Origin of the sequence: Chitinibacter tainanensis DSM 15459, from assembly GCF_000429785.1 — a bacterium.
Lineage (GTDB): Bacteria > Pseudomonadota > Gammaproteobacteria > Burkholderiales > Chitinibacteraceae > Chitinibacter > Chitinibacter tainanensis.
This window is the reverse complement of the sequence record NZ_AUCN01000009.1, coordinates 180169-205549: the sequence shown is the minus strand read 5'-3', so window position 1 is coordinate 205549 and position 25381 is coordinate 180169. Positions and strand designations below refer to the sequence as shown.

At 54.1% G+C, this 25381-nt stretch carries 27 protein-coding genes; 17 read left to right on the top strand and 10 right to left on the bottom strand.

The features are described from left to right. Window positions 1-370: 370 nt before the first annotated feature. Both G482_RS0102125 and G482_RS16970 read left to right on the top strand, forming a co-directional pair. A complete protein-coding gene (locus G482_RS0102125; protein ID WP_028448635.1) occupies window positions 371-1579 on the top strand; it encodes an RtcB family protein in 1209 nt (402 codons plus the stop codon). Window positions 1580-1590: 11 nt separating this feature from the next. Beyond that, window positions 1591-1815 carry a hypothetical protein gene (locus G482_RS16970; protein ID WP_034618626.1) on the top strand — a complete coding sequence of 75 codons (225 nt, stop codon included), beginning with the start codon at window positions 1591-1593 and terminating at the stop codon, window positions 1813-1815. 134 nt (window positions 1816-1949) lie between these two features. Here the strand turns inward: G482_RS16970 and G482_RS0102115 are convergent, their stop codons facing one another. After that, a complete protein-coding gene (locus tag G482_RS0102115) occupies window positions 1950-2990 on the bottom strand; it encodes a hypothetical protein (RefSeq protein WP_028448634.1) in 1041 nt (346 codons plus the stop codon). A gap of 325 nt (window positions 2991-3315) precedes the next feature. Here G482_RS0102115 and G482_RS0102110 point away from each other — a divergent pair, with 325 nt between their 5' ends. From G482_RS0102110 to G482_RS16965, 5 genes are all read left to right on the top strand, one after another. Further along, a complete protein-coding gene (locus G482_RS0102110) occupies window positions 3316-3864 on the top strand; it encodes a hypothetical protein (RefSeq protein ID WP_028448633.1) in 549 nt (182 codons plus the stop codon). Window positions 3865-3964: 100 nt separating this feature from the next. Next, window positions 3965-4585 (top strand): hypothetical protein, encoded by a 621-nt coding sequence (locus G482_RS0102105; protein WP_028448632.1) that lies wholly within the window; start codon window positions 3965-3967, stop codon window positions 4583-4585. Window positions 4586-5192: 607 nt separating this feature from the next. Beyond that, a complete protein-coding gene (locus G482_RS0102095) occupies window positions 5193-5648 on the top strand; it encodes a fasciclin domain-containing protein (RefSeq protein WP_028448631.1) in 456 nt (151 codons plus the stop codon). Window positions 5649-7119: 1471 nt separating this feature from the next. After that, window positions 7120-7932 carry a hypothetical protein gene (locus G482_RS0102085; protein ID WP_156905332.1) on the top strand — a complete coding sequence of 271 codons (813 nt, stop codon included), beginning with the start codon at window positions 7120-7122 and terminating at the stop codon, window positions 7930-7932. A 1-nt stretch (window position 7933) separates the two neighbouring features. Then, on the top strand, window positions 7934-8395 hold the full coding sequence (locus tag G482_RS16965) for a hypothetical protein (protein ID WP_034618624.1): 462 nt from the start codon (window positions 7934-7936) through the stop codon (window positions 8393-8395). 50 nt (window positions 8396-8445) lie between these two features. On the opposite strand, the gene aspS is transcribed toward G482_RS16965, so the two are convergent. The 4 genes from aspS to G482_RS0102065 all read right to left on the bottom strand — a co-directional run bounded on the left by aspS (window position 8446) and on the right by G482_RS0102065 (window position 11754). Then, window positions 8446-10245, bottom strand: a complete 1800-nt coding sequence (gene aspS, locus G482_RS0102080) for an aspartate--tRNA ligase (RefSeq protein ID WP_028448628.1) — start codon at window positions 10243-10245, stop codon at window positions 8446-8448. A 43-nt stretch (window positions 10246-10288) separates the two neighbouring features. Further along, window positions 10289-10981: a DUF502 domain-containing protein gene (locus G482_RS0102075; protein WP_028448627.1), complete on the bottom strand. Its 693-nt coding sequence runs from the start codon at window positions 10979-10981 to the stop codon at window positions 10289-10291. A 12-nt stretch (window positions 10982-10993) separates the two neighbouring features. Continuing rightward, complete coding sequence (locus G482_RS0102070) at window positions 10994-11218, bottom strand: FmdB family zinc ribbon protein (RefSeq protein WP_028448626.1); 225 nt, start codon at window positions 11216-11218, stop codon at window positions 10994-10996. Between the two features lie 188 nt (window positions 11219-11406). Then, window positions 11407-11754 (bottom strand): DMT family protein, encoded by a 348-nt coding sequence (locus tag G482_RS0102065; protein WP_028448625.1) that lies wholly within the window; start codon window positions 11752-11754, stop codon window positions 11407-11409. 69 nt (window positions 11755-11823) lie between these two features. Between G482_RS0102065 and G482_RS0102060 the strand changes: the two genes are divergently transcribed. Together G482_RS0102060 and G482_RS16960 are read left to right on the top strand one after the other, a co-directional pair. Beyond that, on the top strand, window positions 11824-12924 hold the full coding sequence (locus tag G482_RS0102060) for a tetratricopeptide repeat protein (protein WP_034618619.1): 1101 nt from the start codon (window positions 11824-11826) through the stop codon (window positions 12922-12924). A gap of 18 nt (window positions 12925-12942) precedes the next feature. Further along, a complete protein-coding gene (locus G482_RS16960) occupies window positions 12943-14268 on the top strand; it encodes a L,D-transpeptidase family protein (protein ID WP_051258656.1) in 1326 nt (441 codons plus the stop codon). 91 nt (window positions 14269-14359) lie between these two features. On the opposite strand, the gene fabG is transcribed toward G482_RS16960, so the two are convergent. Both fabG and G482_RS0102045 read right to left on the bottom strand, forming a co-directional pair. Then, on the bottom strand, window positions 14360-15100 hold the full coding sequence (gene fabG / locus G482_RS0102050) for a 3-oxoacyl-[acyl-carrier-protein] reductase (protein ID WP_028448623.1): 741 nt from the start codon (window positions 15098-15100) through the stop codon (window positions 14360-14362). Window positions 15101-15267: 167 nt separating this feature from the next. Beyond that, a complete protein-coding gene (locus G482_RS0102045) occupies window positions 15268-15582 on the bottom strand; it encodes a DUF3579 domain-containing protein (protein WP_028448622.1) in 315 nt (104 codons plus the stop codon). A 233-nt stretch (window positions 15583-15815) separates the two neighbouring features. On the opposite strand from G482_RS0102045, the gene argF reads away from it, so the two are divergent. The 8 genes from argF (at window position 15816) to G482_RS19965 (ending at window position 21925) form a co-directional block, all read left to right on the top strand. Continuing rightward, window positions 15816-16730: an ornithine carbamoyltransferase gene (gene argF / locus G482_RS0102040; RefSeq protein ID WP_028448621.1), complete on the top strand. Its 915-nt coding sequence runs from the start codon at window positions 15816-15818 to the stop codon at window positions 16728-16730. Between the two features lie 5 nt (window positions 16731-16735). Continuing rightward, entirely contained in the window at window positions 16736-17377 is a 642-nt protein-coding gene (leuE, locus tag G482_RS0102035) for a leucine efflux protein LeuE (RefSeq protein WP_028448620.1), read from the top strand. Window positions 17378-17423: 46 nt separating this feature from the next. After that, window positions 17424-18647, top strand: coding sequence for an argininosuccinate synthase (locus tag G482_RS0102030; protein ID WP_028448619.1), 1224 nt, complete (start codon window positions 17424-17426; stop codon window positions 18645-18647). A 73-nt stretch (window positions 18648-18720) separates the two neighbouring features. Further along, window positions 18721-18942: a DUF2788 domain-containing protein gene (locus tag G482_RS0102025; protein WP_231550522.1), complete on the top strand. Its 222-nt coding sequence runs from the start codon at window positions 18721-18723 to the stop codon at window positions 18940-18942. Window positions 18943-18951: 9 nt separating this feature from the next. Then, a complete protein-coding gene (gene ppnP, locus G482_RS0102020) occupies window positions 18952-19263 on the top strand; it encodes a pyrimidine/purine nucleoside phosphorylase (RefSeq protein WP_028448617.1) in 312 nt (103 codons plus the stop codon). A gap of 73 nt (window positions 19264-19336) precedes the next feature. Next, window positions 19337-19828 (top strand): YajQ family cyclic di-GMP-binding protein, encoded by a 492-nt coding sequence (locus G482_RS0102015; protein ID WP_028448616.1) that lies wholly within the window; start codon window positions 19337-19339, stop codon window positions 19826-19828. A gap of 94 nt (window positions 19829-19922) precedes the next feature. Beyond that, window positions 19923-21689: a GGDEF domain-containing protein gene (locus G482_RS0102010; RefSeq protein WP_028448615.1), complete on the top strand. Its 1767-nt coding sequence runs from the start codon at window positions 19923-19925 to the stop codon at window positions 21687-21689. Between the two features lie 83 nt (window positions 21690-21772). Continuing rightward, window positions 21773-21925, top strand: coding sequence for a DUF3149 domain-containing protein (locus G482_RS19965; RefSeq protein WP_081986607.1), 153 nt, complete (start codon window positions 21773-21775; stop codon window positions 21923-21925). A 78-nt stretch (window positions 21926-22003) separates the two neighbouring features. Here G482_RS19965 and G482_RS16955 read toward each other — a convergent pair whose 3' ends face one another. The 3 genes from G482_RS16955 to rho form a co-directional block, all read right to left on the bottom strand. Further along, window positions 22004-23632, bottom strand: a complete 1629-nt coding sequence (locus G482_RS16955) for a glycosyltransferase family protein (protein WP_051258655.1) — start codon at window positions 23630-23632, stop codon at window positions 22004-22006. A 90-nt stretch (window positions 23633-23722) separates the two neighbouring features. After that, window positions 23723-23980, bottom strand: coding sequence for a type B 50S ribosomal protein L31 (locus G482_RS0101995; RefSeq protein ID WP_028448614.1), 258 nt, complete (start codon window positions 23978-23980; stop codon window positions 23723-23725). A gap of 84 nt (window positions 23981-24064) precedes the next feature. After that, on the bottom strand, window positions 24065-25321 hold the full coding sequence (gene rho / locus G482_RS0101990; RefSeq protein WP_028448613.1) for a transcription termination factor Rho: 1257 nt from the start codon (window positions 25319-25321) through the stop codon (window positions 24065-24067). Window positions 25322-25381: the final 60 nt, after the last annotated feature.

The following is a 25381-nucleotide window of genomic DNA, read 5'->3' as shown; positions in this document are numbered from 1 at the left end:
TGTCGCCACCGACACCACAATTTGCCGACTACGCTTGACGGCATGAGCACTAGCTCGGCAAGATGCGCGCTCTTGGTGGTCGGGCTTGGCCCGACCAATGTGCAACGTCGCGTGCAGCTCAATAGCGCACCATCTACAGAGGAGTATTTGCCGTGACCCAGTTGGTGATGAACACCCACTAAACCAGCACCCGAATCCCCCGGAATTCGGCGTGACTGGCACGCCGGGTTCCTGCCGCAGCGCTCACGCTGCGCCGCCCCGGTTTTCGATCAAAGCCCCCATCCGCCCAGCGTTGATGCTCAACGCCACTTGGCCAAGGATGGGGCGGCAACTGATCTTCCGGGGTTTTTTACGTCTACAGGATTTATGTATGCCAGTCGTACAACAACTCAATAAAGGGCGGGTGCCGGTCAAGATCTGGACCGACGACATCGCGCCCGCAGCGCTCAATCAACTTTTGAATACCGCGCAACTACCAATCGTGCATGGCCATATCGCGGCGATGCCGGATGTGCATCTGGGCATTGGCGCCACCGTGGGCTCGGTGATTCCAACCCGCGAAGCGATTATCCCGGCCGCAGTGGGCGTGGATATTGGCTGCGGCATGAATGCGGTGCGCACTTCGCTCACCGCCAGCGATTTGCCCGATAATCTGGCGCGCATTCGCTCGGCCATCGAGGCCGAAGTGCCGGTTGGCTTTCATCAGCATGAATGGAGCAAAGTGCGCGGTGGCGCCATGCAGCGCGTGGCACGGCCGCTGAATGACCGGCTGGATGCGCTGGTGGGCCAGCACCCGGGCTTGCTAAAAATGCAGCGGCAATTTGCGCAAACCTGGATCTGCCAGATCGGCACCTTGGGCGGGGGTAATCATTTTATCGAGCTGTGCCTGGATGAAGCCGACCGCGTATGGCTGATGCTGCACTCGGGCAGTCGCGGCACCGGTAATGTGATCGGGCGCTATTTCATCGCGGCGGCACAAAAAGACATGCAGCGCCATCAGCAACATTTGCCAGATAAAGATCTGGCCTATTTTGCGGCGGGCTCAACGCTGTTTGATGATTATGTGGCCGCGGTGGAATGGGCGCAGGATTATGCGCTGGTCAACCGGCGCGAAATGATGCGCCGTGTTGTGGAGGCGATTCGCCCGCATTTGCCTGCTTTTACGCTGACTGATGAAGCGATCAATTGCCACCATAATTACGTGGCGCGCGAACGCCATCAGGAGACGGATTTGTTCATTACCCGCAAAGGCGCCATCGCGGCGCATGCCGGGCAATTGGGCATTATTCCGGGCAGCATGGGCGCCAAAAGCTATATCGTGCGTGGCTTGGGCAATGCCGAATCGTTTTGCTCTTGCAGTCACGGTGCGGGGCGCACCCTTAGCCGCACCGAGGCTAAACAGCGCTACAACCGCTTTGACCTCGCGGCACAAACGGCCGGTGTTGAATGCCGTAAAGATGGCGGCGTGGTGGATGAAATTCCGGCCGCGTACAAAGACATCGACACGGTGATGGCGCATCAGCGCGATCTGGTGGAAGTGGTGCACACGCTCAAGCAAGTGGTGTGCATCAAGGGTTAAAGGAGAACGTAATGCAATTCAAACCCCGTAATCCCTTCGCCCTCGCTGCCCGCCAGCGCCAAGCCGGAGCGCACGAGCAAAGCGAACGTGCCCGCCGTCGCAGCGAGCGCCAAGCGCTGCAACAACAACTGCAGCAAGACTGGGTCAGCGGCGCCGATGACGCCAGCGATCTGGATGCCGACTCCGCCCTCGCCGGCGGCCGGCAAAGCACTCGTGCCCGCTTGCGGCAACGTTGAGCAAGCCTCATCGACGCAAAGCTTGGCCTCCAGCAGGCCCCGCTTTAATTGAATAGCAATGGGTATAGCCTGACAAGGCTTTCACCATATAGCTTAGCAGGCTATACCCTAGCTAAATCTACGGCGGGTTTTCTTTAACTGAACTGCCGCCGCGCCAGCAGCTCTTGCAGCGCGGCGGGCAAATACTGGCGCAGGCGCGCCGTAATGCGCGCCTCATACCGCTGCCAAACAATGCCCAGATACACCACCGCAGCCCCCAGCACCGTCAGCGCCAGCGGAAACAGCAGGCTATCGCGAAACACCGAATACGCCAGATGCCCCACATAGGCCGCCACCCCCAGCCCGCCAAACACGGCAAACACGCGCCGGCTCAGCACCGCCCCGATCAGCAGCAAACCGAGATTCAGCAGGCAATACGCCAAACGCTTAAGTTCGCTATCCGAATCCATACTGGTCAGCGCCACCCAGAAGGCCAGCAAGCCAAACAGATACAGCCAGAAGGCAAAATCCTCGCGCGAGCGCGTGCGCAGCTCAATCCAGAACGCCAGCCCCAGCATCAATAGGCCCACATACACCGACACCCATTTGCGCAGCTGCCATTGCAGATCGCTATCGTGAAATAAGATCGGCGTGAGATCCATACTCAGATACCACAGCGTGACGGCCACCGGCAGCATCAAAAATGGCAAGCGATAGCGCCAGAGCATAATCGCCCCGACCACCAGCGTGGCCAGCTCCATCCATAGCCAGCGCCAATCAATCCGCACATGGTAATCACGGTATTCCTCGCTCATCTCCCAATAGCCCAAGCCCGCCTGCAGGCCATAAATCGCCAGCGGAGTCAGCACCACCACAAAGGCTGCCGCAATCCCGGCCGGAATCCGCAGCCCCGGCCGGCGCAGGCAATATTCGGTCAGCCCCAACCCCAGTAGCGCATAGGCCAGCGCGATCAGCAACAGACCCCAGCCACCCCACAGATCCCAGCCCAAAGTCATAAATAGGCTCATCGCCCCAATCGCCAACAGCCCGCCGAGGTAATACAAAATATGCGTCGCGCGAAAACTGGGCGTTTGTGCCGATTGCGTCGCCAGAAAATCCCACAATGGCCCCACTTGCGCCGGCGCTAATAACCCAGCCGCGGCGGCATCATCTAATTGTTGGCGCTGAATTTGCATCACCTGCTCCTACTTAAACGTCCACACCAGCCCATCCTTATACCCACCCATAGTATTCATCACTAGGCATTAACTAATAATGAACTGGGGGCGATACCCCTTGTATGTTTGCAGAGCCTGTTTCAGCACGGGTTACCGTGAGCATAACTAGCACTCGCACATAGCGCCCAGCATTTACCCAGCAACCTGCGTTCAGGCATAGTAACGACAAAGCTGACGCCCAGCCAACTCAAAACTCGCATTCAGCGGAATACTACCGAGCTCAATGCGCTATGCTAATAGCCCATCACTCAACCCGCCGCGCGGACTATTTCGGAGCCCCACTATGCGCCACATGCTGATCACCACCCTGCTCACTCTTGCCGGCACCAGCGCCGTAGCGGCCGTGCCCAGCCATTGCCAAGCCGATGAAGTCGCGATTGTGGATGCCTGGATGGGCCCCACCAAAGCCACCGATGCCGGCTGGAAAAACACCCAAACCGGCAAAGTGGTGTCGCTGTGCGTTGATCGCGCCAAAGAGCCGTTTGGCCGGGTGAGCTACCGCTATGGTCTGCCGGGCAAGGTGGAAATGAATGTCGATGCCACGCCGCAAGCGCCCTTCACCATCGCCAACCTCAGCACCGGCCCGCATACCGGGCTGGATGTCGTGAGCTTTAGCCGCGGTGAATTTAGCTATTACCTCGGCATCAACGCCGGTCAGGCCAGCGGGGTTGAGCTAACGGTATTTAAAGGCGCCAAGAAAATCGTGGCGCATTTTTCCGGCAATCAAGATGGCGAAGATTTTCAGCTAGGCGCCGCCGAAATTGACCTCAGCGGCCAGCAAGCCCGCTCACCGGTGCTGAAAATGGGCAAACTCAAGCATTCGCTGTTTTAAGGGCTAGACCAGCGGGCCACGGTCTACACCCGCGCCGTGGCCGCGCAGTCAATCTGTCGTGCCGGCATTGCCGCAGCTTCACATTCAGTGGACTCACCCCATGAAAACCGTCATCTGCTTGAGCTTGCTCTTGGCCCCACCCTGTTTCGCGATCGATCTCAACAAACTATTTAGCGAGCCGGGCAAACTTGAGCAAGCGATCGGCCTGATGAAGCAACAAGCACAGCTTGATCGTAGCTGCCCTGTACTCCGCGATCAGCGCGCTCGCACACAGCGATGGCTGTCGGATCTGCAGTTGCAGAATGGCCTGATGCAAATCGTGCCAACGCAAGCCAGCACCCTCGATGCCAATGCGGAGGCTGTGCGTAAGCTAAAAATCCAGCTCATGCAGCAAATCTCCAGCCTGAAATTGATTGTGCAGCAAAGCCAAGCCTGCTTGGTGCAGTCCATCGATTGGGTAAGCTTTTGTCGCGACGCCCATCCATCGCTGGCCGGCCAATGCTCAGGGCAAATACCGTTTGCCCTCTGGCTGGAGCAAGACTGGCTATGCGCCGAAGCAAGCCCGCAGTGCCTGGATAAACTCGCCACCGTGCAAACCATCCAACACGCCAGTCGCGAATTAGGCCAATGGGCCCTCGACAGCGCGCAAGCCAATAACCCCATAGTTGATCGCGCCAGCTGGCAGCAACTGCTGGGCTGGAGCGCGGTGAATTTGCAGTGAATCACTGCGCGGCCACAACGTTTGCTCACCGCCACGGCATAGTGAGCAGGCGACAAATCCGTGCCATCATCATGGGTATGCCCTGCTAACTATTTTATGTATTAAGCCACATAGCAATACGCCTACCCCGTATTAATTCAGAAGCTGAAACACCCTTCGAGCCCGGCGCGCGATACAAGCTCAATGCTGCTGGCCCTTGCGCGCCTGCTGATGCTGCACTCGGATAGCAATCACCGCCGCGTTGGCTCGCATAGATGCTAGATCACCACTGGCTCGCGCTGCAAATCGCGCAACTCAACCGCTTCAAGCACATGATTATGGCCATCCGCAAAGCTAGCTTGGCCTGCCTATTCTCGATAAAGAAACCAAAAGATAAATTTATCTACCATGCAGTAGCATTTTTTAACTAATGGGTATAGTATGCATCTGCACGGACAAATTCGGCATTGTAGTGAGGTGTGATGAGGCACTTTTCCAGTGCGCGTCAGCCCCTGTGGCGCCGGGTTTGTGCCAGCGCAGTGAAATGAAGATTCTTAACCCCATCACAACGCACGTGTGCGGGTTAATTTTTAGACGGTAAATTTGACTAAAAATGAAGAGGTTTTTCATGAAACGCTATATTCTCACCACCCTTTTGGCCGCTGTTGTTTCCGTATCCGCCCATGCGAAAGACATCGTGGATACCGCAGTTTCGGCGGGTAATTTTTCGACACTAGCCACCGCCCTCAAGGCGGCTGATCTGGTCGACACCCTTAAAGGCAAAGGCCCATTCACGGTCTTTGCCCCCACCGACGCGGCCTTTGCCAAAATCCCCAAAGCCGATCTGGAAGCGCTGCTAAAAGACAAAGCCAAGCTCACCGCCGTACTGACCTACCATGTGGTGCCGGGTAAAGTGATGGCGGCGGATGTGAAAGCCGGCAAAGTCAAAACCGTACAAGGCTCACCCATCACCATCACCACCAATGACGGGGTGAAAGTGAACAACGCCAAAGTCACCGCCACCGACATCGTGGCCGACAATGGGGTGATTCATGTGATTGATACGGTGATCCTGCCAAAATAATTGGCCATGTACTCATGCGGCATTGCGCCGCTTGAAAACAAAACGGCAGCTTGGATGGGCTGCCGTTTTAATTTTTGCTACATCTGAGCGTACTGGGTACTGCCCCTAAATTGCCGTAAATCGTGTCGGTAGATTTATTCAGATAGGCAAGGCCTGCTGCGCAGGCGGTTTGTTTATTGGCGGTTTCGCCCGCCGGACGAGCAAGGGGCAGTCTTGCCTTGCCCCTTGCAACCCTAACGCGCCCGATCACCGCGAAACCCCGTCCGTCCGGCGCTTGGCAAGGCGATGCGGAAACTCGCGTTGCGCTAGCGTCGCAACGCTCAAACAGCCGCATCTTAAAACCTTGCCAAGTGCCTCCCGAACGGCGCGGCTCCACGGGCGATCCGTGCTAACCACGGCATGGGTATATTCATCAAACCAAAGAACAGTAATGCCTTCAGCACAATACTGCCGCTAGTATTTACCGCGCTCGTGAAGTTGGGGCTTGGTTTCCCGTGTAGCGAAAACCGCAGCAAGGAGAGAGACAAACAGCATCATCGTTTGGCTCACGACGCAGCAAGGGCAGCGCGGAGCGCTTTTCGCCCGGGTCGCCTTTGGGGTGAAGGGGTATTTGGCGAAGCAAATACCCCTTCCCGTTAGCGCGGCGGAACGCGCATCGAAACTTCGCGCCAGCGGCGCATAAAACCAGCTGACTCTAAAGACTCACGATTGCATGGCCTGCTAACGCAGGCGATAAACCGGCGGTTTCGCCCGCCGAACGAGCAAGGGACAGTCTTGCCTTGCCCCTTGCAACCCTAACGCGCCCGATCACCGCGAAACCCCGTCCGTCCAGCGCTTGGCAAGGCGCCGCAAAACTCGCTGCGCGCTAGCGTCGCGCAGCTCAAACAGGTTGCGGCTTAAAACCTTGCCAACCGCCTCCCGAACGGCGCGGCTCCACGGGCGAACTGAACTAACCACGGCAGTGGGTATATTCATCAAACCAAAGCCCAGCAATGCCTTCAGCACAATACTGCCGGCAGCATTTACCACACAGGTGAAGTTGGGGCTTGGTTTCCCGTGTAGCGAAAACCACGGCAAGGAGGGAGACGAACAGATTTATCGTTTGGCTCACGACGCAGCAAGGGCAGCGCAGAGCGCTTTTCGCCCGGGTCGCCTTCTCTTGCTTACTTCTCTTGGAGAAGCAAGAGAAGTAAGTGCCGCGGCGCACAGCCGTCAACCCAAGCCAAAAGATTATGTAACACGCAATTAAAAGGATTAAGGCGCTCGAACATACATTGCAACATCGCGCCAACGTCCTATAAAACCGCACAAAAATGTAAGGCGGGTTAGCCACACGCCAATTAGATTATGGTAAGCTTACCTTATATTACATTTGCATTGTAAAATTGGTCAGCATAGACCAGAACTCACCCTGCATGACTATATAACTGTTCGCAGGCTTCGATAAACCACCTAGCAATGAAGTGAAAATATGACACGCAGAACAACCCATTCAAAGACTAGTAGCAACGACGATGGAAAAGGAAATACTAAATCATCAGCAGAAACAACAACCACTTTCGAAAGTAATGCATTTGATAAAACCCTTGGGCACGTAGCTGACAAATTGTTTTCCTACGTAGAGCAGGCCGTTGAAAGTTGTGTAAAGAAAGCTAAAACACCAAATAGGACAATATTACCAATTGGAATTTCCGAAGTAGGAAAAACAACCTTTTGTTACCGATTAAAAATGGCATCAGGAGATAGGCAGCAAAAAATACACAACCGAACAACAGAAACAAGAATACATACCATTTCAAAAAGAATAAACAGCATAGATAAAGAAGAAAACGTAGAATTACGTGTCATTGAAGTACCAGGAGAAAATGCGGCATCTTGGGCAGAAGCTTTTTTCAAGTACAGCCCAAGAGTTTTAGTAATTTTAGTTGACCACCGCAAACCAGAAATCCACCTCAAAGAATTGGGAAACTTCATTAGCGAACTACAGAAAGAAACCAGCTTCATCGAGAAAACCATTAGAACCACAACTTTTAGCGAAAACAACCTCCAAAAAATTCACCTCGTATTTAATCATATTGACAAGCTTGACGAAGAAACAATCAAAAAATACAAGAGGCAATATGAAAATTTTGAGAGCGCTCTAAATGCAACATTAATGACGAAGCCATTGGCAGAGTATTCTGAACTATGTTTAAACACGTCAACTTTAGAACCAAATAACGCAAAAACCCTAGAGGAAAAAACCATTAAATCACTTGAATACATCTTGGAAAGCGTCAAATAAAATGGAAGAAATCTGGATCACCCCGACCGAGAATGGATACACGCTATCACCCACAGAATCCCCATTTAAAAAACAAATCCTTAACAACCTAAAAACTGGAGCTTTTTCCCCAAAAGAAAACCCAGAGCTACTTCCTTTCTACAAACACTTCTTGATAGGAAGATTTATAAAAACACATGCATGCTACATATCTGGATTTTCATCTCATAATTTCACAGGAAAAATACATCGCGGCAGTCATTCGATATGGTGCGTAATTAGAATAGAAAAAATAAACACAACCCCCAGAAAAGAAGAGATAATCCAGAAGTCATTGGACACATTAGAAATATTCAGAGACAAAAATAAATACCCACACATTTTCGATAAACACATCAAACAATATTTGCTAAGCCAAATCAATTCAGAGGAAATAGATAAAGTAAACATCCTAACCGAAAATTCAATTAAAAACTCAAAATAAAAAGACCGCCCAAGGCGGTCTTTTTATCATCTCAAACTACACAACAGCAATTACTCAATCACTGGCGGATTACGCAATTTGATATGCAATTCGCGCAATTGCTTCTCGTCCACCGCATTCGGTGCATTGGTCAACAGACACTGCGCACGTTGCGTTTTCGGGAAAGCGATCACGTCGCGGATAGATTCGGCGCCGGTCATCAGGGTGATCAGACGATCCAGACCGAAGGCCAGACCGCCGTGTGGCGGCGCGCCAAATTTCAGGTTGTCGAGCAGGAAGCCAAATTTGTTTTGGGCTTCTTCTTCGCCAATGCCGAGGGCATCAAACACGGTGGATTGCACATCGGCGCGGTGGATACGCACCGAGCCGCCGCCCAGCTCCCAGCCATTGAGCACCATATCGTAGGCGCGCGCTTTGCAGGCGCCCGGATTGGTTTTCAGCAATTCCAGATGCTCGGCTTTTGGCGAGGTGAATGGGTGGTGGCAGGCATTCCAGCGTTTGCCATCTTCGTCGTATTCAAACATTGGGAAATCCACCACCCACAGCGGTTTCCATTCACGTTTGAAGTAGCCGCCCTCTTCGCCGCGCTCGTGACCGATTTTGATCCGCAGTGCGCCGATGGCTTCATCCACGATTTTACGTTTGTCGGCGCCAAAGAAGATGATGTCGCCATTTTGTGCGCCAGTGCGCTCGATGATGGCTTTCAAGGCGTCATTCGACAGGAATTTCACGATCGGGGCTTTCAGGCCTGAATCTTCGGCGTTGCTGATGTTCGATACATCTTCCACCTTGATGTAGGCCAGACCTTTGGCGCCGTAGATGCCAACGAATTTGGTGTAGTCGTCGATGTCTTTACGGCTCAGGGTGGCGCCACCGGGTACGCGCAGGCCCACTACGCGGCCGCCATCCATGTCGGCTGCGCCGCGGAAGACTTTGAATTCTTCCGTTTTCATCACGTCGGTGAGCTCGGTGAATTTCAAGTCTACGCGCAGATCGGGTTTGTCCGAGCCGTAGTAGAACATCGCATCGTCGTATTGCATGCGCGGGAATTCGCCCAGATCTACGCCGATGGCTTCTTTGAAGACGTGGCGGGCCATTTCTTCGGTGATATTCATGATTTCTTCTTCGTTCAGGAACGAAGTTTCAATATCGATCTGGGTGAATTCTGGCTGGCGATCAGCGCGCAGGTCTTCATCACGGAAGCATTTGGTGATTTGGTAGTAGCGATCGAAACCAGCGACCATCAAGAGCTGTTTGAACAGCTGTGGCGATTGCGGCAGCGCGAAGAATTGACCGTCGTGTACACGGCTTGGCACGAGGTAATCGCGCGCGCCTTCTGGCGTAGAGCGCGTCAGCATCGGGGTTTCGATGTCGATAAAGCCGCGGGTGTCGAGGAAGTTACGCACCAATAGCGCCACTTTGTAGCGCAGTTTCAGATTGCGCTGCATGGTGGGGCGACGCAGATCGATCACGCGGTTTTGCAGGCGCACGTTTTCAGAGAGATTGTCGTCGTCGATCTGGAACGGTGGCGTTTCGGCCTTGTTCAAGATGATGATGTCTTTGGCCAAGACTTCGATCTGGCCCGAGATCATTTTGGCGTTGGTGGTGCCTTCTGGGCGCGCACGAACAATACCTTTGATTTCCAATACATATTCAGAACGCGCGCTATCGGCGGTGGCAAAGGCTTCCGGGGTATCCGGATCGATCACCACTTGCACGATGCCTTCGCGGTCGCGCAAATCGATAAAGATTACGCCACCGTGGTCACGACGACGATGAGCCCAACCTTGCAAAGTCACAGTCTGGCCGAGGTATTGCTCGTTGATCAGACCACAGTAATTCGTACGCATTGAATTTCCCTAAATCATCGAAAATGGTTGCCCGCCCGCTCGCTTAGACCGTGGCCGGCGAGTGAGTGGTGTCGGGTGCGGGCACCGGCTTGGTCGCCGGCATCACCACGCCCATGGAGATCACATACTTGAGCGCTTCATCCACGCTCATATCCAGCTCTTTGACATCGCTTTTACGCGCCATGAACAAAAAGCCGGAGGTGGGGTTGGGGGTGGTTGGCACAAACACCGAGATCAACTCGCCATCGAGTTTGTCGCCAATTTCACCGCCCGGGGTGCCGGTATGAAAACCGACCGCCCAGGTGCCCTGATGCGGAAACTGCACCAGCACCGCTTTGCGAAAAGCCTGGCCCGAATCCGAAAACACGGTGTCGGACACTTGCTTTACGCTGTTGTAAATCGAGCGCACGATCGGGATGCGCTTGAGCAGGCTTTCACCCAATTGCAGCAGACGGCGGCCCAAAACATTGGTCGCCACCATGCCGGTAAACAGCAATACCAAAAAGGTGAGGATGACCCCAAAGCCAGGTATATGCCGCGCGCCATTGAGTTCCGGGATACTGCCGGACATACCCCGCAACAGCCAGTAATCTGGCCGCAGCTCGTTCGGCAAAATGGCGCCGATCTGGTCGAGCGTGCCGATCAGGGTATTAAGCACCCAGATGGTGATGGCGAGCGGAATCCAGATCAGCAGGCCGGTAATCAGGTAGCGCTTGAGAAAGCTAGTCACACAGATCCCTTGTGGGGCTTAGTGGCAACCGCCGGGTGGGCAGCTGGGCGCACAGGCTCCGCTATTTTTAAAATCGGTCTGATACCAGCCATTGCCTTTCAATTGAAAGCCGGCGGCGGTCAGTTGTTTTTCGTATTTCTCGGCCTGGCACGCGGGGCACTGAGTGAGCGGCGCGTCGGCCATTTTCTGCATATGTTCGTCAGCATGGCCACATTCGGCACAGCGATAAGCATAAATAGGCATGATTACTCCTTTCCAGAACTGGGCATTATAACGCAGATCGCGCAAGCGTTGATATTGGCCCGCCGTTGGGAAAATCCAAGGGTGCGCATGGCGCGATGCGGCGGATTGCCGGCGCGCATTGGCGCAATACCTGCACAGGTATCGACCCACAAGCCTTACCGTTAATAGCCCACGAGCCAATACCCCTACTAGCCGCGAAACATAAAATACACGGCCCCCACCATGCACAGCGCCGCCCACACATAATTCCACTGGAATGGCTGCTTCATATAAAAGATGGCAAAGGGGATAAATACCGACAAAGTAATGACTTCTTGCAAGATTTTCAGCTGCGCCAAGCTATACACTTGATACCCGATCCGATTGGCGGGCACTTGTAGCAGGTATTCAAACAGCGCAATGCCCCAGCTCATCAAGGCCATCAGCAACCAGGGCTTGGTGGTGCCGTTTTTCAAATGGGCATACCAGGCAAAGGTCATAAAAACGTTCGAGCAGAGCAGTAACAAGACACTGCTTAGGGCTGGTGGTAGGTTCATAAGGCAAAACCAGAGTTTCTTTGTTAAAATCGCCGCCAGTTTACCGAGACCCTTAACCCCGGAATACCCATGTCTGCATTACGCACCTTGTTTGTGGCCCTGCCCTTGCTGTTTAGTTTGTCCGCCCATGCCGCCGACAGCGACGATATCCAGCAACTGATCCGCAGCAAACAATTTGCCCAGGCACTGGAGCGTGCGGATAAGAGTCTGGCTAAAACCCCGAAAGATGCGCAAGTGCGTTTCTTGCGCGCGCTGGCGCTCAGCGAGCTTGGCCGCAGCGATGAGGCGATTAAGGCCTTCACCCAGATTTCGGAAGAATTCCCGCAGCTGCCCGAGCCCTACAATAATCTGGCCGTGCTGTATGCCAACAAGGGCCAATTTGATAAAGCGCGCACCGCGCTGCAAATGGCGATCCAGACCAACCCAAGCTATGCCATCGCGCATGAAAACATGGGTGATCTGTATGCGCGACTGGCTTCGCAGGCCTACGACAAAGCCCTGCAACTGGAAAGTAACAACGCGCAAATCCAGACCAAACTGAAACTGGTGGATTCGCTCTTTAGCCAACCCGGCCGCGCCGTAGGCAGCAAGCCCACCACCGCCGCCACGCTGGCGCCGACCAACAAGCCATTACCTGTCACCATCGCCACCATCAAGCCGGCAATTACTGCTGCGCCAGCGGTGCTGATCACCCCGCGCCCAACACTGGCGCCGACGGTAGTGCCAACGGCGGTAGTGACCGCCAAACCGACGCCAACGGCAAAACCGACCGCCACGCCAAAAGCCACGGCCGCTCCAACCGCAACGCCGAAAGCCGAGAAATCGGATAGCGCCGCCAAACAGCAAGTACTGGCCAGCGTTGAAGGCTGGGCCAATGCCTGGAGCCGCCAGAATGTGAAAGGCTATCTCAATAGCTATTCGAAAAACTTCAAAGCACCGGGCGGACGTAGCAACTGGGAAAAAGACCGCGAAGCGAAAATTAGCTCGCCGAAATCAATTAGTGTCGATTTGCGCGATGTGCGAGTCGAGATGATTGACGAGAAAACCGCCAAAGTGCGGCTGCGGCAGGATTACAAATCCGATCGTTTGTCGACCAGCACGGGTAAAACGCTGATTCTGGAAAAAGTCGGTTCACGCTGGTTGATCAGCGATGAACGGATTGGCGGCTAAGCGACTGGTTGAAGCTGCATGATGCATATTTCCCGCCGCGCTAAGCGCTGGCTGTGTTTGCTGGCGCTAGTTATTCTGGCGCCAGCCGCCCGCCATTTTCTGCCCGACGATGCCAATCGCCCGTACACCCTGCGCCCGGATCAAGTCGGCACCGCCGCCACGGGCAACCACGAAGAGCGCATCTTGGCCGCGATTGATGCGATCCGCGCCGGCAAAATGGCCGATGCGCGCGCTACCGTTGATGCCATTCTGGCCGAGCAACCCAATTACCGCCTCGCGCATCTACTCAGTGCCGATCTTTACGCCATGCGCGCCATGCCGCTCAGCACCATCGGCGGCGGCGCGGAGCAAGCGCGGCAAAATCAGCAATTGGCCGAGCGGCTGGCCGATTTGCGCAAAGAAGCGCAGGTGCGGATCAACTATCGCAATATGCCCACCCCACCCGAAATGGTGCCGGCCAATATTCTGCAATTTGCCCCCGAGCAAAAATACGCGGTGCTGGTGGACGCCGACACCTCGCGGCTGTATGTGTTTGCCAACCAGAATGGCACGCCCAAAATGGTGATCGACCATTATGTAACAGTGGGCAAACTGGGGATTGGCAAGCAGGTGGAAGGCGATCAACGTACGCCGATCGGCGTGTATTTTGTGAATAAACACCTGCCCCGCCCTTTGCTGGACAAAACCTACGGCGAGCGGGCTGATCTGTATGGCGTTGGCGCGTGGCCGATTTCCTACCCGAATGAGCTGGATAAAAGCGACAAAAAAACCGGCTACGGCATCTGGTTGCATGGTAGCCCCGCCGCCACTTATGCCCGCCCACCGCAAGCCTCGAATGGCTGCGTGGTGCTCACCAACGAAGAAATGCTGAATGTGGCGCAGTATTTGCAAGTGGGTGCCACCCCGGTGATCGTTACCCCGAAAGTGGAATGGCTGGAGCTCAAACAATGGCAGCAGCGCCAACAAGCCGCCCGGCAATTGATTGAGCAATGGCGCACCGCCTGGGAATCGCTAGATAACCAGCGCTATCTGAATTTTTACGGCAGCCGCTTTTTAAGCCCAGAAGGCCAAAACCTGACCAGCTGGCGCCTGCAAAAAATGGCGGTTAATGCTGGCAAACAGTGGACCAAAGTGAAAATCAGCGATCTATCCATGTTCGCCGTAACCGGCCCTGAGCCACAGCTGGTAACGACATTTGAGCAGGATTACACCAGCAACAATCTGGATAATCAGATGCGCAAGCGCTTGTACTGGCAGGTGGAAAACGGCCAGTGGAAAATCCGCTGGGAAGGCGCGCCGATCAATGAAGTGAGGGTATACGACCCGAAACCAATGACAGAATAGCCTAGCGGGTAATACACCTAGCCGGATCTACTATTAAAGCCAATAAAAAACCCGCCACCGGCGGGTTTTTTATTGCGGCGCTGACCGCCAATTACAGCGTCAAGCCACCGGTCACTTCGATGGCTGCGCCGTTGATGTAGCTGGCATCATCCGAAGCGAGGAAGGCATACACGCTAGCGATTTCTTCTGGCTGGGCCAGGCGTTTCATCGGTACGCGCTCTTCCATGCCTTGCAATACTTTCTCGGGCATGGCTTTAACCATGGGCGTAGCCACAAAGCCTGGGCACACGGCGTTGGCACGGATGCCTTTTTTGCCCAATTCTTTGGCCCAAGTTTTCACAAAGCCAATCACACCGAATTTGGTCGCCGCATAATTGGTCTGGCCAAAGTTACCGTACACGCCCACGACCGATGAGGCATTCAGAATGACGCCACTGTTTTGCTCGATCATGGTGTCGACCACGGCCTTGGTACAGTTGTAAACACCTTTCAGATTGATGTCGATGACGCGATCAAACTGATCATCACTCATTTTGTAGAGCTGGGCATCCATGGTGATCCCGGCATTGTTCACCAGCACATCAATGCGCCCCCACTGTGCTTTCACAGCGGTCACCATTGCAGCAATGCTCTCGGGGTTGGTCACATCCACCACAAAGCCCACGGCCGCAGCGCCGGTAGCTTGCAGATCAGCCACCACGCGGTCGATACCGGCCTGGTTTACATCACACACCACCACTTTCGCGCCTTCAGCCGCAAACCGCACCGCGGTGGCTTCGCCAATCCCGCTGGCCGAACCGGTGATGATGGCGACTTTGTCTTTGAGCTTCATGATTTTCTCCTGGAGGATGGATGCCCCGCCCAGTGGCGAGGGGGTTCATCTAGCAGAATAAGCACAGTGCTGCATTGCAGCAAGTTAAAAGATCACGACAAAGCTTGATTAATAACAAAAAAGCCAGCTTTTATTCAGCTGGCTTTCAGTTTTGAGAAATGAAATGTTTAGCGTTCGGCCGATTTCTTTTCAATGCCTTTGATCAGCGAGCGGCAATCCACCACTTGCAGATCGTTATCCCGGGCAAAGGTCATGATGAAGCTATAGACGCGCGGATCGATTTTTTCGAGCTGGCGATCCACCGCCACACAGCGCACATTGTTGTGCATCATCGGCCGCACATACGGCGCATACGATAGCTTTTGGTCCACGCCAAAAGTCGACAAAATGCCGGACAGGCGCTCGGCCCAGTCGCTAGGACGGAATTCCCGCCCATTGCTGGTAATGCCCTGAATGATGATTTCGTACGGATTACAGATCATAGGGATGCCAAACTGAGGTGTTAATCTGGCCGACGGGGCCAGCTGGCGCAATTATAGCATCGCTCGCCGACTTGCCGGCAGAAATGTAAGCGCAGCGAACTTAGTACAAGTACCGATTGCCGAGCGGCCAGAATTGTTTAGCGCTTGCCAGAAATGGGTAAAACGCTGAATAATGTTGGTTTTTTCAGCCATTTTGAACGGCCATGCTAGGGCTGTTCGGGAACACCGTCCAGATGCGCCATTACTTGAAGTTCACCGATTTCAGTCTCGAAGAATACCAATACCTGTTTAGCCGCGCGGCCAAGCTCAAAGCCCGTCTGCGCGCCGGCGAGCTGTATCAGCCGCTGCCAGGCAAAGTGCTGGGCATGATTTTTGAAAAATCATCCACCCGCACCCGCGTATCTTTTGAAGCCGGGATGTTTCAAATGGGCGGCCATGCGATGTTCCTGCAATCCAAAGATACGCAGCTGGGCCGTGGAGAGCCAATCGAAGACGTAGCCAAAGTTATCAGCCGCATGGTTGATATCGTGATGGTGCGTACCTATGAGCAATCGATCATCGATCGCTTTGCCGAAAATTCGCTGGTGCCGGTGATTAATGGCCTGACCAATGAATACCATCCCTGCCAGATCATGGCCGATATCTTTACCTATATCGAGCGTTTTGGCTCGATTGAAGGCAAAACCGTGTGCTGGATCGGCGATTCGAACAACGTTTCGCGCACCTGGTTGCAAGCGGCCAAGCTGTTTAATTTCAAGCTGAACCTCGCTTGTCCAGTAGGTTACGACATGACTGTGCTGGATGATGAGGAATACAGCAAAGAGAATTTTGAAGTCTTCCGCGATCCGTTCTCCGCCGCCCGCGATGCCGATATTGTGACCACCGACGTGTGCACCTCAATGGGCTTCGAGCGCGAAACGCTGCAGCGCAAAAAAGACTTCATTAATTACAAAGTATCCGAAAAAGTGATGCTGCAAGCCAAGGCCAATGCCGTATTCATGCATTGCCTGCCTGCGCACCGTGGTGAAGAAGTCGACCCAGAAGTGATCGACGGCCCACAATCGGTTGTTTGGGATGAAGCCGAAAACCGCATGCATGTACAAAAGGCGGTGATTGAATTCCTGCTCCTGGGCCGGATTGACGATTAATTAGCATGTTTGGCATTACCGATCTCTGGGCGTATTTACTGGGCACCGTGCTGATTATTCTGGCGCCGGGCCCCAACTCGCTGTTTGCGCTGACCACCGCCGCCACCCGTGGCCGGGCGGCTGGTTTTGCCGCCGCCGGCGGGATTGTGGTGGGTGACTTTATCCTGATGTTGGCTGCCGCCCTCGGAGTCGCGTCCTTGATGCAGACGCATCCGGTCGCGTTTGATGCTGTGCGCTATCTGGGCGCAGCGTATCTGATGTATATGGGTGGCAAGATTTTATGGTCGCAGTTGCGCCCGCAATCAGCCACACCGAGCGTGGCCAGTGACACCGCACCCGTCGCCTACCGGCCACAGCAGGCCTTTAAAACGGCACTGGGGATTTCGCTGGTGAACGTCAAAGCCATTTTGTTTTTCATGGCTTTCTTTCCGCAATTTGTCGACCCGCACTATCCGCAGGTCTGGCACACCTTTACGGCGCTGGGCCTGATTGTCCAGCTGGTCAGCATTAGCTATCTGACTATCCTGATTTTGGCTGGCACCACGCTGGCGGCCCGGCTGGGCGGCATTCGCTGGCTGAAATCACTCTTAAACAAACTGATTGGTACGCTATTCGTGAGCTTTGGTTTGCGACTGGCGTTAGACTAGGTTATGGGCCATTTGGCTCGTTTGTGCATATTCATCGAGGTTCTTCATGTCTGATGTGAAAAAAGTAGTTCTCGCGTACTCCGGCGGTCTGGATACGTCAGTGATCCTGAAGTGGCTGCAAGACAACTATGCGTGTGAGGTCGTGACCTTCACAGCAGATTTGGGCCAAGGTGAAGAGCTGGAACCCGCACGCCAAAAAGCGCTGAAATTCGGTATCAAGCCAGAAAACATCTACATCGATGATCTGCGCGAAGAGTTCGTGCGCGACTTCGTATTCCCAATGTTCCGCGCCAACACCGTGTACGAAGGTGAATACCTGCTCGGCACTTCCATCGCCCGCCCACTGATCGCCAAACGCCTGATCGATATCGCCCGCGAAACCGGCGCCGAGGCCATCAGCCATGGCGCGACCGGCAAAGGTAATGATCAGGTGCGCTTCGAGCTCGGCGCTTATGCGCTGATGCCGGAAGTGAAAGTGATTGCCCCATGGCGTGAATGGGATCTCCTGAGCCGCGAAAAACTGCTGGCTTATGCCGAAGCCAATGATATTCCGGTGGAAATGAAACACCGCAACGGTGGCGCGCCTTACTCGATGGACGCCAACCTGCTGCACATCTCGTATGAAGGCCGCCATCTGGAAAACCCAGAAGCGGAAGCCGAAGACGCAATGTGGCGCTGGACTGTCAGCCCAGAAGCTGCACCCGATGCTGCGGAATATCTGGATGTTGAATTCGAACAAGGCGACATCGTAGCGCTCAACGGCGTACGCCTGTCACCTGCACAAGTGCTGACCAAGCTGAACGAGCTGGGCGGTAAGCATGGCATTGGTCGCCTGGATCTGGTTGAAAACCGCTATGTGGGCATGAAATCACGCGGTTGCTACGAAACCCCCGGCGGCACCATCATTCTGAAAGCCCACCGTGCCATCGAATCGATCACGCTGGATCGTGAAGTCGCCCACCTGAAAGATGACCTGATGCCACGCTATGCCAGCCTGATTTACAACGGCTACTGGTGGTCGCCTGAGCGCAAAGTGCTGCAAACCCTGATCGATGAAACCCAGAAAACCGTGAACGGCTGGGTACGCCTGAAGCTGTATAAAGGCAATGTCATCGTCGTGGCGCGTGATTCCAAAACCGATTCACTGTTTGACAAAACCATCGCGACTTTTGATGATGATGGCGGCGCGTACAACCAGAACGATGCGGGCGGCTTTATCAAGCTCAACGCCCTGCGCATGCGCATTGCCGGCCGTCTGAACCGGAAATAATCATCACCCCAGGTGCCGCCGCGGCGGCACCACTGACGGATCAATCAACCGATCCATTTGCAGGTATTAAGGCATGCTGGAAGCACTCATCAATATGGACGAAGAGACGTTTACCACGCTCTCGACCACGATTCTGTGTACCGGCCTGATGGCCTACATGGGTTTTATCATTTACAACCTGGCCAAGGAATCCAAAGCCGGCAAATATGGCACTATGGTGCTGTTTTTTGCGCTCGGTTTGGGCATGGTCGGGTTTATTGCCAAAACCATTCTCACTGAAGTTTTACAGAAATAAGGGTAAGCAATGAGCCAGTTTGACAATGTATCGGTCCTGAAACAGGGCAATGTGTATTTTGATGGCAAATGCGTCAGCCACACCGTGGTATTTGCCGATGGCAGCAAAAAAACCGTGGGCGTGATTTTGCCATCGACACTGGTGTTTAACACTGGCGCACCTGAGATCATGGAAGTGGTTGCCGGGGTATGCCGCGTAAAGCTTGCCGGTGAAAGCACTGCAACCGAATACGGCGCAGGGGTATCATTTAACGTACCTGGCAATTCCAGCTTTGAAATCGAAACCGTAGAAACCCTGCACTACGTTTGCCATTTCGGCTAAACCTGCGCAGCGTTCATTTCCTGAGGCAGCGAGCTGATTCGCTGCCTTTTTCCTTTTTTTGTGGAGAGCGTGCATGCCTTCGTTTGACATTACTTCCGAAACCGATATGGTGGCGCTGAAAAATGCCATTGATATTGCAGAGCGCACCATTGTGAACCGCTACGACTTTAAAGGCACCAGCGCCAAAGTCGAGCTCAATGAAAAAGACAAACTGATCACCATCCACGGCGATTCGGAATTCCAGCTCGACCAGATCAAAGACATTCTGTTTCCGGCGCTGGAAAAGAAAGAACCCGATAGCAGTAAGCGGCTGGAACAGGAAGACGTGCAGAAAGTCTCGGGCAATAAAGTGAAGCAGATACTGAAGATCAAAGATGGCATCGATCGTGAGCTGGCCAGCAAGATCATCAAGCACATCAAAGACTCCAAACTGAAAGTGCAAACCGCCATTCAGGGCGACGAAGTACGCGTCAGCGGCGCCAAACGGGATGTGTTGCAGGAAACGATCGCCGTGGTGCGCAAGTCAGTCGATTTTCCGCTGCAATTCCAGAATTTCCGCGACTGATTCGTCAGCGGGAATGGGCTGAACAGCTACACTACGGGTGTTACGGGAACGACATCAGCACATGGTTTGGACTGCTTGGCGGGCAACTCGCCGCATGACCCTATTGATTACGCTGGCCATTCTGGTTGGGCTAGGCATGATTATGCTGCTGGCCTACCAGATCAGCGCCAGCTATCAGAATCAATTTCTGGCCGCGCGACAGCATAATCTGCACGCCCAAAAAATGGTCGGCCTGCAGCTGGCGCAATGGCAGCAACAGCTACAGCTAGGGCTCAATCCGCTCGTTTCGTCTCTACAAGCCGGCACGCCGATTGATGTCGTAGCGCAGCAACTGGCCGGCCAGCTGCGTCAACTGCCGTTCGCCAGCAATCTGGCGCTACTGGACGAACGCGGCAATGTGCTGGCGGTGGCAGATGGTCAGAGCCCCGCCGAAATGGGCCTCGACTATGGCCCCGGGCTAGCCAGCAGCAAGCCGGAACTACGCTGGCTGCCCGCCAGCCCTAGCGCATTGATTGCGGTCCAGGCCGTGCAAAATAGTGCGCAACAAACCTTGGCCACGCTGGCAGTACGCATTGAGGCCAGCACGGTGGCGCAATTATTGGCCAACACCAGTTATGGCCCCGAGCAGGAATTGTATTTGCTTGATGCGCGCCTGCGCCCGCTGGCCCATGCCCCCGCAGAGGCCCAACTGCCCAACCTGGCTAGCGGCCTGATTGCCCGTATTCAACGTGCAGAAGCCCAAACCCTACAAATCCAGCTACCGAATGAGCCCGGCATCAGCTTATTGAGCGCGAACCAGCTCGGCAAACTGCCCTATGTGCTGCTGCTGCGGATCGACAGCCGCCATTTCCTGCAGCAATGGAAAAGTACGGTATTTTTCTATTTGCTGGGCAGTACCCTGATGTTGTTATTGTCCTTGCTAACGGCCTATTTCTTTTGGCGTTCGCAGCGACTAGGCCGGCATTTACGGCAAAAAGAACACAAGCTCTCAGCCAGTGAGGCCCGCTTTCGGCAAATGATCGAAACCACGCCCGTGGGTTTGGTCTTGGCGCGCTTGCCGGACTTTTATATCACCTATATCAATCAACATGCGGCACGGGTTTTTGGCCTGCCGCAGGCCGCAGCCTTATCCAAACGGGCTTTTGAGCTCTATTACGACCGCATCGACTTTATCCATCACTCCGATAGCGCCATGAATGGTCGTGCGCTGAATAATGTAGAATGCCTCTTGCGGCATAAAGAAGGCACCCCATTCTGGGCTAGTGTCTCAATTTCGGTGACCGAGGCGCACGATGGCAGCACCTTGCTGATGGGTTTAAGCGATATAACCCAGCGCAAACGGCTTGAAGAAGAGCTAAAAAAACGCGCCACCACCGATAGCTTAAGCGGCCTCGCCAACCGCGCCTACTTTATGGAAAGTGCAAGCCAAGAACTACTGCGCTGCAAACGCATGCAGCAACCTGCGGCGCTGCTGATGCTAGACATCGATTTCTTTAAGAAAATCAATGACCATTACGGCCATCAGGTGGGTGATTTGGCCATTCAAGCCATGGCCAGCATCTGTCGTAGCCAGTTGCGCGAACTCGATTTACTCGGCCGCATTGGTGGAGAAGAATTCATCGCCTTCCTGCCCGCGACCGATCTGGATACGGCAAGGCAACTGGCCGAACAATTACGCTGCGCCATTGCCGCACAAGTGATTGCATTAGAAGATGGCCGTGAGGTGCGTTTTACCAGCAGCCTGGGGCTGACCTTGATGCGCGCCAATGATCTTAACCTGGATGCCATCATGAAGCGCGCCGATGATGCGCTGTACCAGTCCAAACATCAGGGTCGTAATCGTACCAGCGAGGTGCTGTAACCACCTCGCCTGCGCTTGATGTGCATCAATAATTCCTTCGGCATTCCGGCCTACAGTAAAAGCATAAACACCGGAGATGCATCATGGAAAACACACCACTCAGCACCCTCTTTTCATCGGATATTGGCCTGCTTAGCGTCTTTACCATTGGCTTTATTTTGGTGATGGCGATTTATATTTACTTGTATGTGCGTCGAAAAATCAAAGAAGATACCGCCGCGCATCAAGACCAATAATTGCGCCCACTATCAATCAAGAACGGATGCAATAAAAAAACGGTGCTCATTGCACCGTTTTTTTATTGCTGTGGCCCCTTACTTTAAGTACACCACGAAGCGCTCTTTACTTTCACCCAAGCGCGCTACTTCGCCCAGCTCACTCCACGGCAGGGGTATTGGCGTAGAAGCCAAGCGCACCGCCACAATGCAAGCATTACCCGGCTGGGTAATCACGGGTTTGGTCGAGAAATAGCTTAGCGCCCCCACCACCGGGGAATGCAAATTACTGGCATCAATGCAGGGTGGCTGCACACGGGCTGTGAGCAATTCAATCCGTTGCACCACCGGCCGATAAGATTTACCACTATCTATCCAGCCCTGGAATAAACCAACAAGCACCGAGAACACCAAAATCACGCCGCAAGTCCAGTTAGTAATCGCTTTACGGCCCAGCGCCCGAGGGCGTAAGAGCACCTTGCCCCACAATAGGCTCGCCACCAGTGCCAACACAAAGCCAACCCATTCAATCTGCATCGCAGCCGAGGTATAGCGGGCGAGCCAGACCGCCACCGGGCCTTGACCACCACTGAGCAAAATCCCCCAGATGACCCAAATGGCCACAGCTGCCAAGCCTAAGGTTAAAATGGCAAAAGAATTGAGCGCCGAGGCCGCGCCACGGCGTAAGTCATCCACACCCGCAGCTGCGAGCAAACTCAAGGGCAGCAACAGTGGCAACACTGTAAACTCGGCGGGATGGCCTGCTAGGGCAATATACAAGGTGATACCCAGCGCCAACCAGCACAATAGCGGCCACGGGCCCTGCTGTAATTCCCGTCGATGCAGCCACAGCGACCATGCCGCGAGCGGCAGTACCGGAAAGGCAAACCAAACTAGGATCGAGAGCAAAAACCCCGGCTGGTGCAGCCAGACCACCTGCCCGGCACCACCATACGGCCCCCAGGCATAATTGCGCCACCAGTGCTGGAACAACTCACTGCTGTGCTCATGTAGCGCATAGCCCCACAAAGCCGCCAGCGGCAAGGAAACAATCAGCGCCGTGACCAGGGTGACCGCAAAGCCAGCCTGCCGCCAAGCCGGCCAGACCAATAAACCAAGTGCCACCAACAGCAGCAATAAGGCATCCGCCCAGGTGGCCCCCAACAAGAGCGTGAGCAAACTCACTCCCAACACCAACCCAGCACTAACGGGGCGACGCTGCGCCAGTAGTAATGCGTAAATCCCCCAGGCAAAGGCCGTGAGCGGCAAGACCGCTGGCGAAATATGATGTCCCCAGGTCAGCAAGCCCAGACTGCCAAGCAGCAGCACCACAGTTAAACGTCCAAAGCGATGACCAAACGCTTCCCGCCCCGCTAGCCCTGCCCCCCAGCAGGCCAAAGCCATCCATAAGCCGGTGCTAAACCGAGCGGCATCATGCAAAGCAACTCCAAACCAGCTTAGTGCATTGGCCACAATCGCAGCACACCAGAAATACAAGGGTGCGCTATCAAAATATGGTTGATCCGCCAGCAGCGGAACCACCCAAGGATTATGGCGCAAGAGGCCGGCAATGACTGCCGCGTGCTCATTCTCTTGTGGTTTCCACGGATCATGGCCAAACAGCCCTGGCAGTAGCCAAAACAGGCACAGCAGGATCAGTAGCCAGGGTTTGTCTTGTTCTTTCTGCGGCACCAGCGGCCGCGACTCGGGAGGCGTATAAGTCAGCATGGCAGAATAGAAAGGTGTTTACTTGATTGTGACATGCAGAAAACAAAAAAGGCAGCGTAGCACGCTGCCTTTTTTGCGGAACTCGATAAATTAGCGAGAGAAACGCGCGAATTTAGAGTTGAATTTCTCGATACGACCAGCAGTATCAACGATTTTCTGTTTACCAGTGTAGAACGGGTGAGATTCAGAAGATACGTCCAGACGATATACTGGATATTCTTTGCCGTCGGTCCAAGTCATAGTCTCGGCGCTTTTCACGTGCATAGTGCTGCGGGTCAGGAATTTGAAGTCCGCGCTTGCGTCGTAGAAGATGACTTCTTTGTATTCTGGATGAATTTCTGGTTTCATGGTTTTTCCTAGGGTAACGGGCGCCGGGGTTTTGCCGGCGCTACAAAACGGGCATTATCGTCGAATTGGCGTTGTGCTGCAAGCCTATCGGCGCATTGAGTCGAAGAAATCCAGATTGCTCTTCGTGGCTTTGAGCTTATCCATCAAGAATTCCATCGCTTCCAGATCATCCATTGGGTAGAGCAGCTTGCGCAGAACCCAGATTTTCTGCAGTTTATCTTGCTCGATCAGCAGCTCTTCGCGGCGAGTGCCGGATTTATTGATGTTAATGGCCGGGAAAATCCGCTTCTCAGCCATGCGGCGATCCAGCTGGATTTCATTATTACCCGTACCTTTGAATTCCTCGTAGATGACATCATCCATCCGGCTGCCGGTATCCACCAGCGCGGTGGCGATAATGGTCAAACTACCACCCTCTTCGATATTGCGCGCGGCGCCGAAGAAACGTTTAGGCCGCTGCAGGGCGTTGGCATCCACACCACCGGTCAAAACTTTGCCTGAAGCAGGAATGACAGTGTTGTAGGCACGCGCCAGACGGGTAATCGAATCCAGCAGGATCACCACATCTTTTTTGTGCTCAACCAGACGTTTAGCCTTTTCGATCACCATCTCGGCTACTTGCACGTGGCGTGTAGCTGGCTCGTCAAACGTAGAGCTCACCACCTCACCGCGGACCGAACGTTGCATCTCGGTCACTTCCTCTGGGCGCTCATCAATCAGCAAAACGATCAGCGTCACTTCAGGGTGATTAGCCGTAATCGCATGCGCGATATGTTGCAACATCACGGTTTTACCCGATTTAGGCGGGGCTACCAGCAACGCGCGCTGCCCTTTACCAATTGGCGACATCAGGTCAATCACCCGACCGGTGATGTTTTCTTCCGCTTTGATATCACGCTCAAGATTGAGCCGCTCAGTTGGGAACAGCGGGGTCAGGTTTTCAAACAGGATTTTATGCTTGGCCGCTTCTGGGGCCTCGCCGTTGACTTTATCAACCTTTACCAGCGCAAAATAACGCTCGCCCTCTTTAGGGATACGAATTTCACCTTCGATGGTGTCACCGGTATGCAGATTAAAGCGGCGAATTTGGCTTGGGCTGATGTAAATATCATCTGGCCCCGCTAAATATGAGGTATCTGGGCTACGCAAGAAACCAAAGCCATCAGGCAGAACTTCCAGCGTCCCTTCGCCGAAAATGCTCTCCCCTTTTTTGGCCCGGTTTTTCAGCAACGCAAAGATCACGTCTTGTTTGCGCATGCGGCTAGCGCCATCGATCTCTGATTGAATCGCCATATCAACGAGTTCAGAGACGTGCAGATGTTTTAGGTCGGACAAATGCATAGTATTTTTTGATTGGTACAGTAGAAAAAGGGGGGAAGGACGAAGGATGCAGCAGAGAAG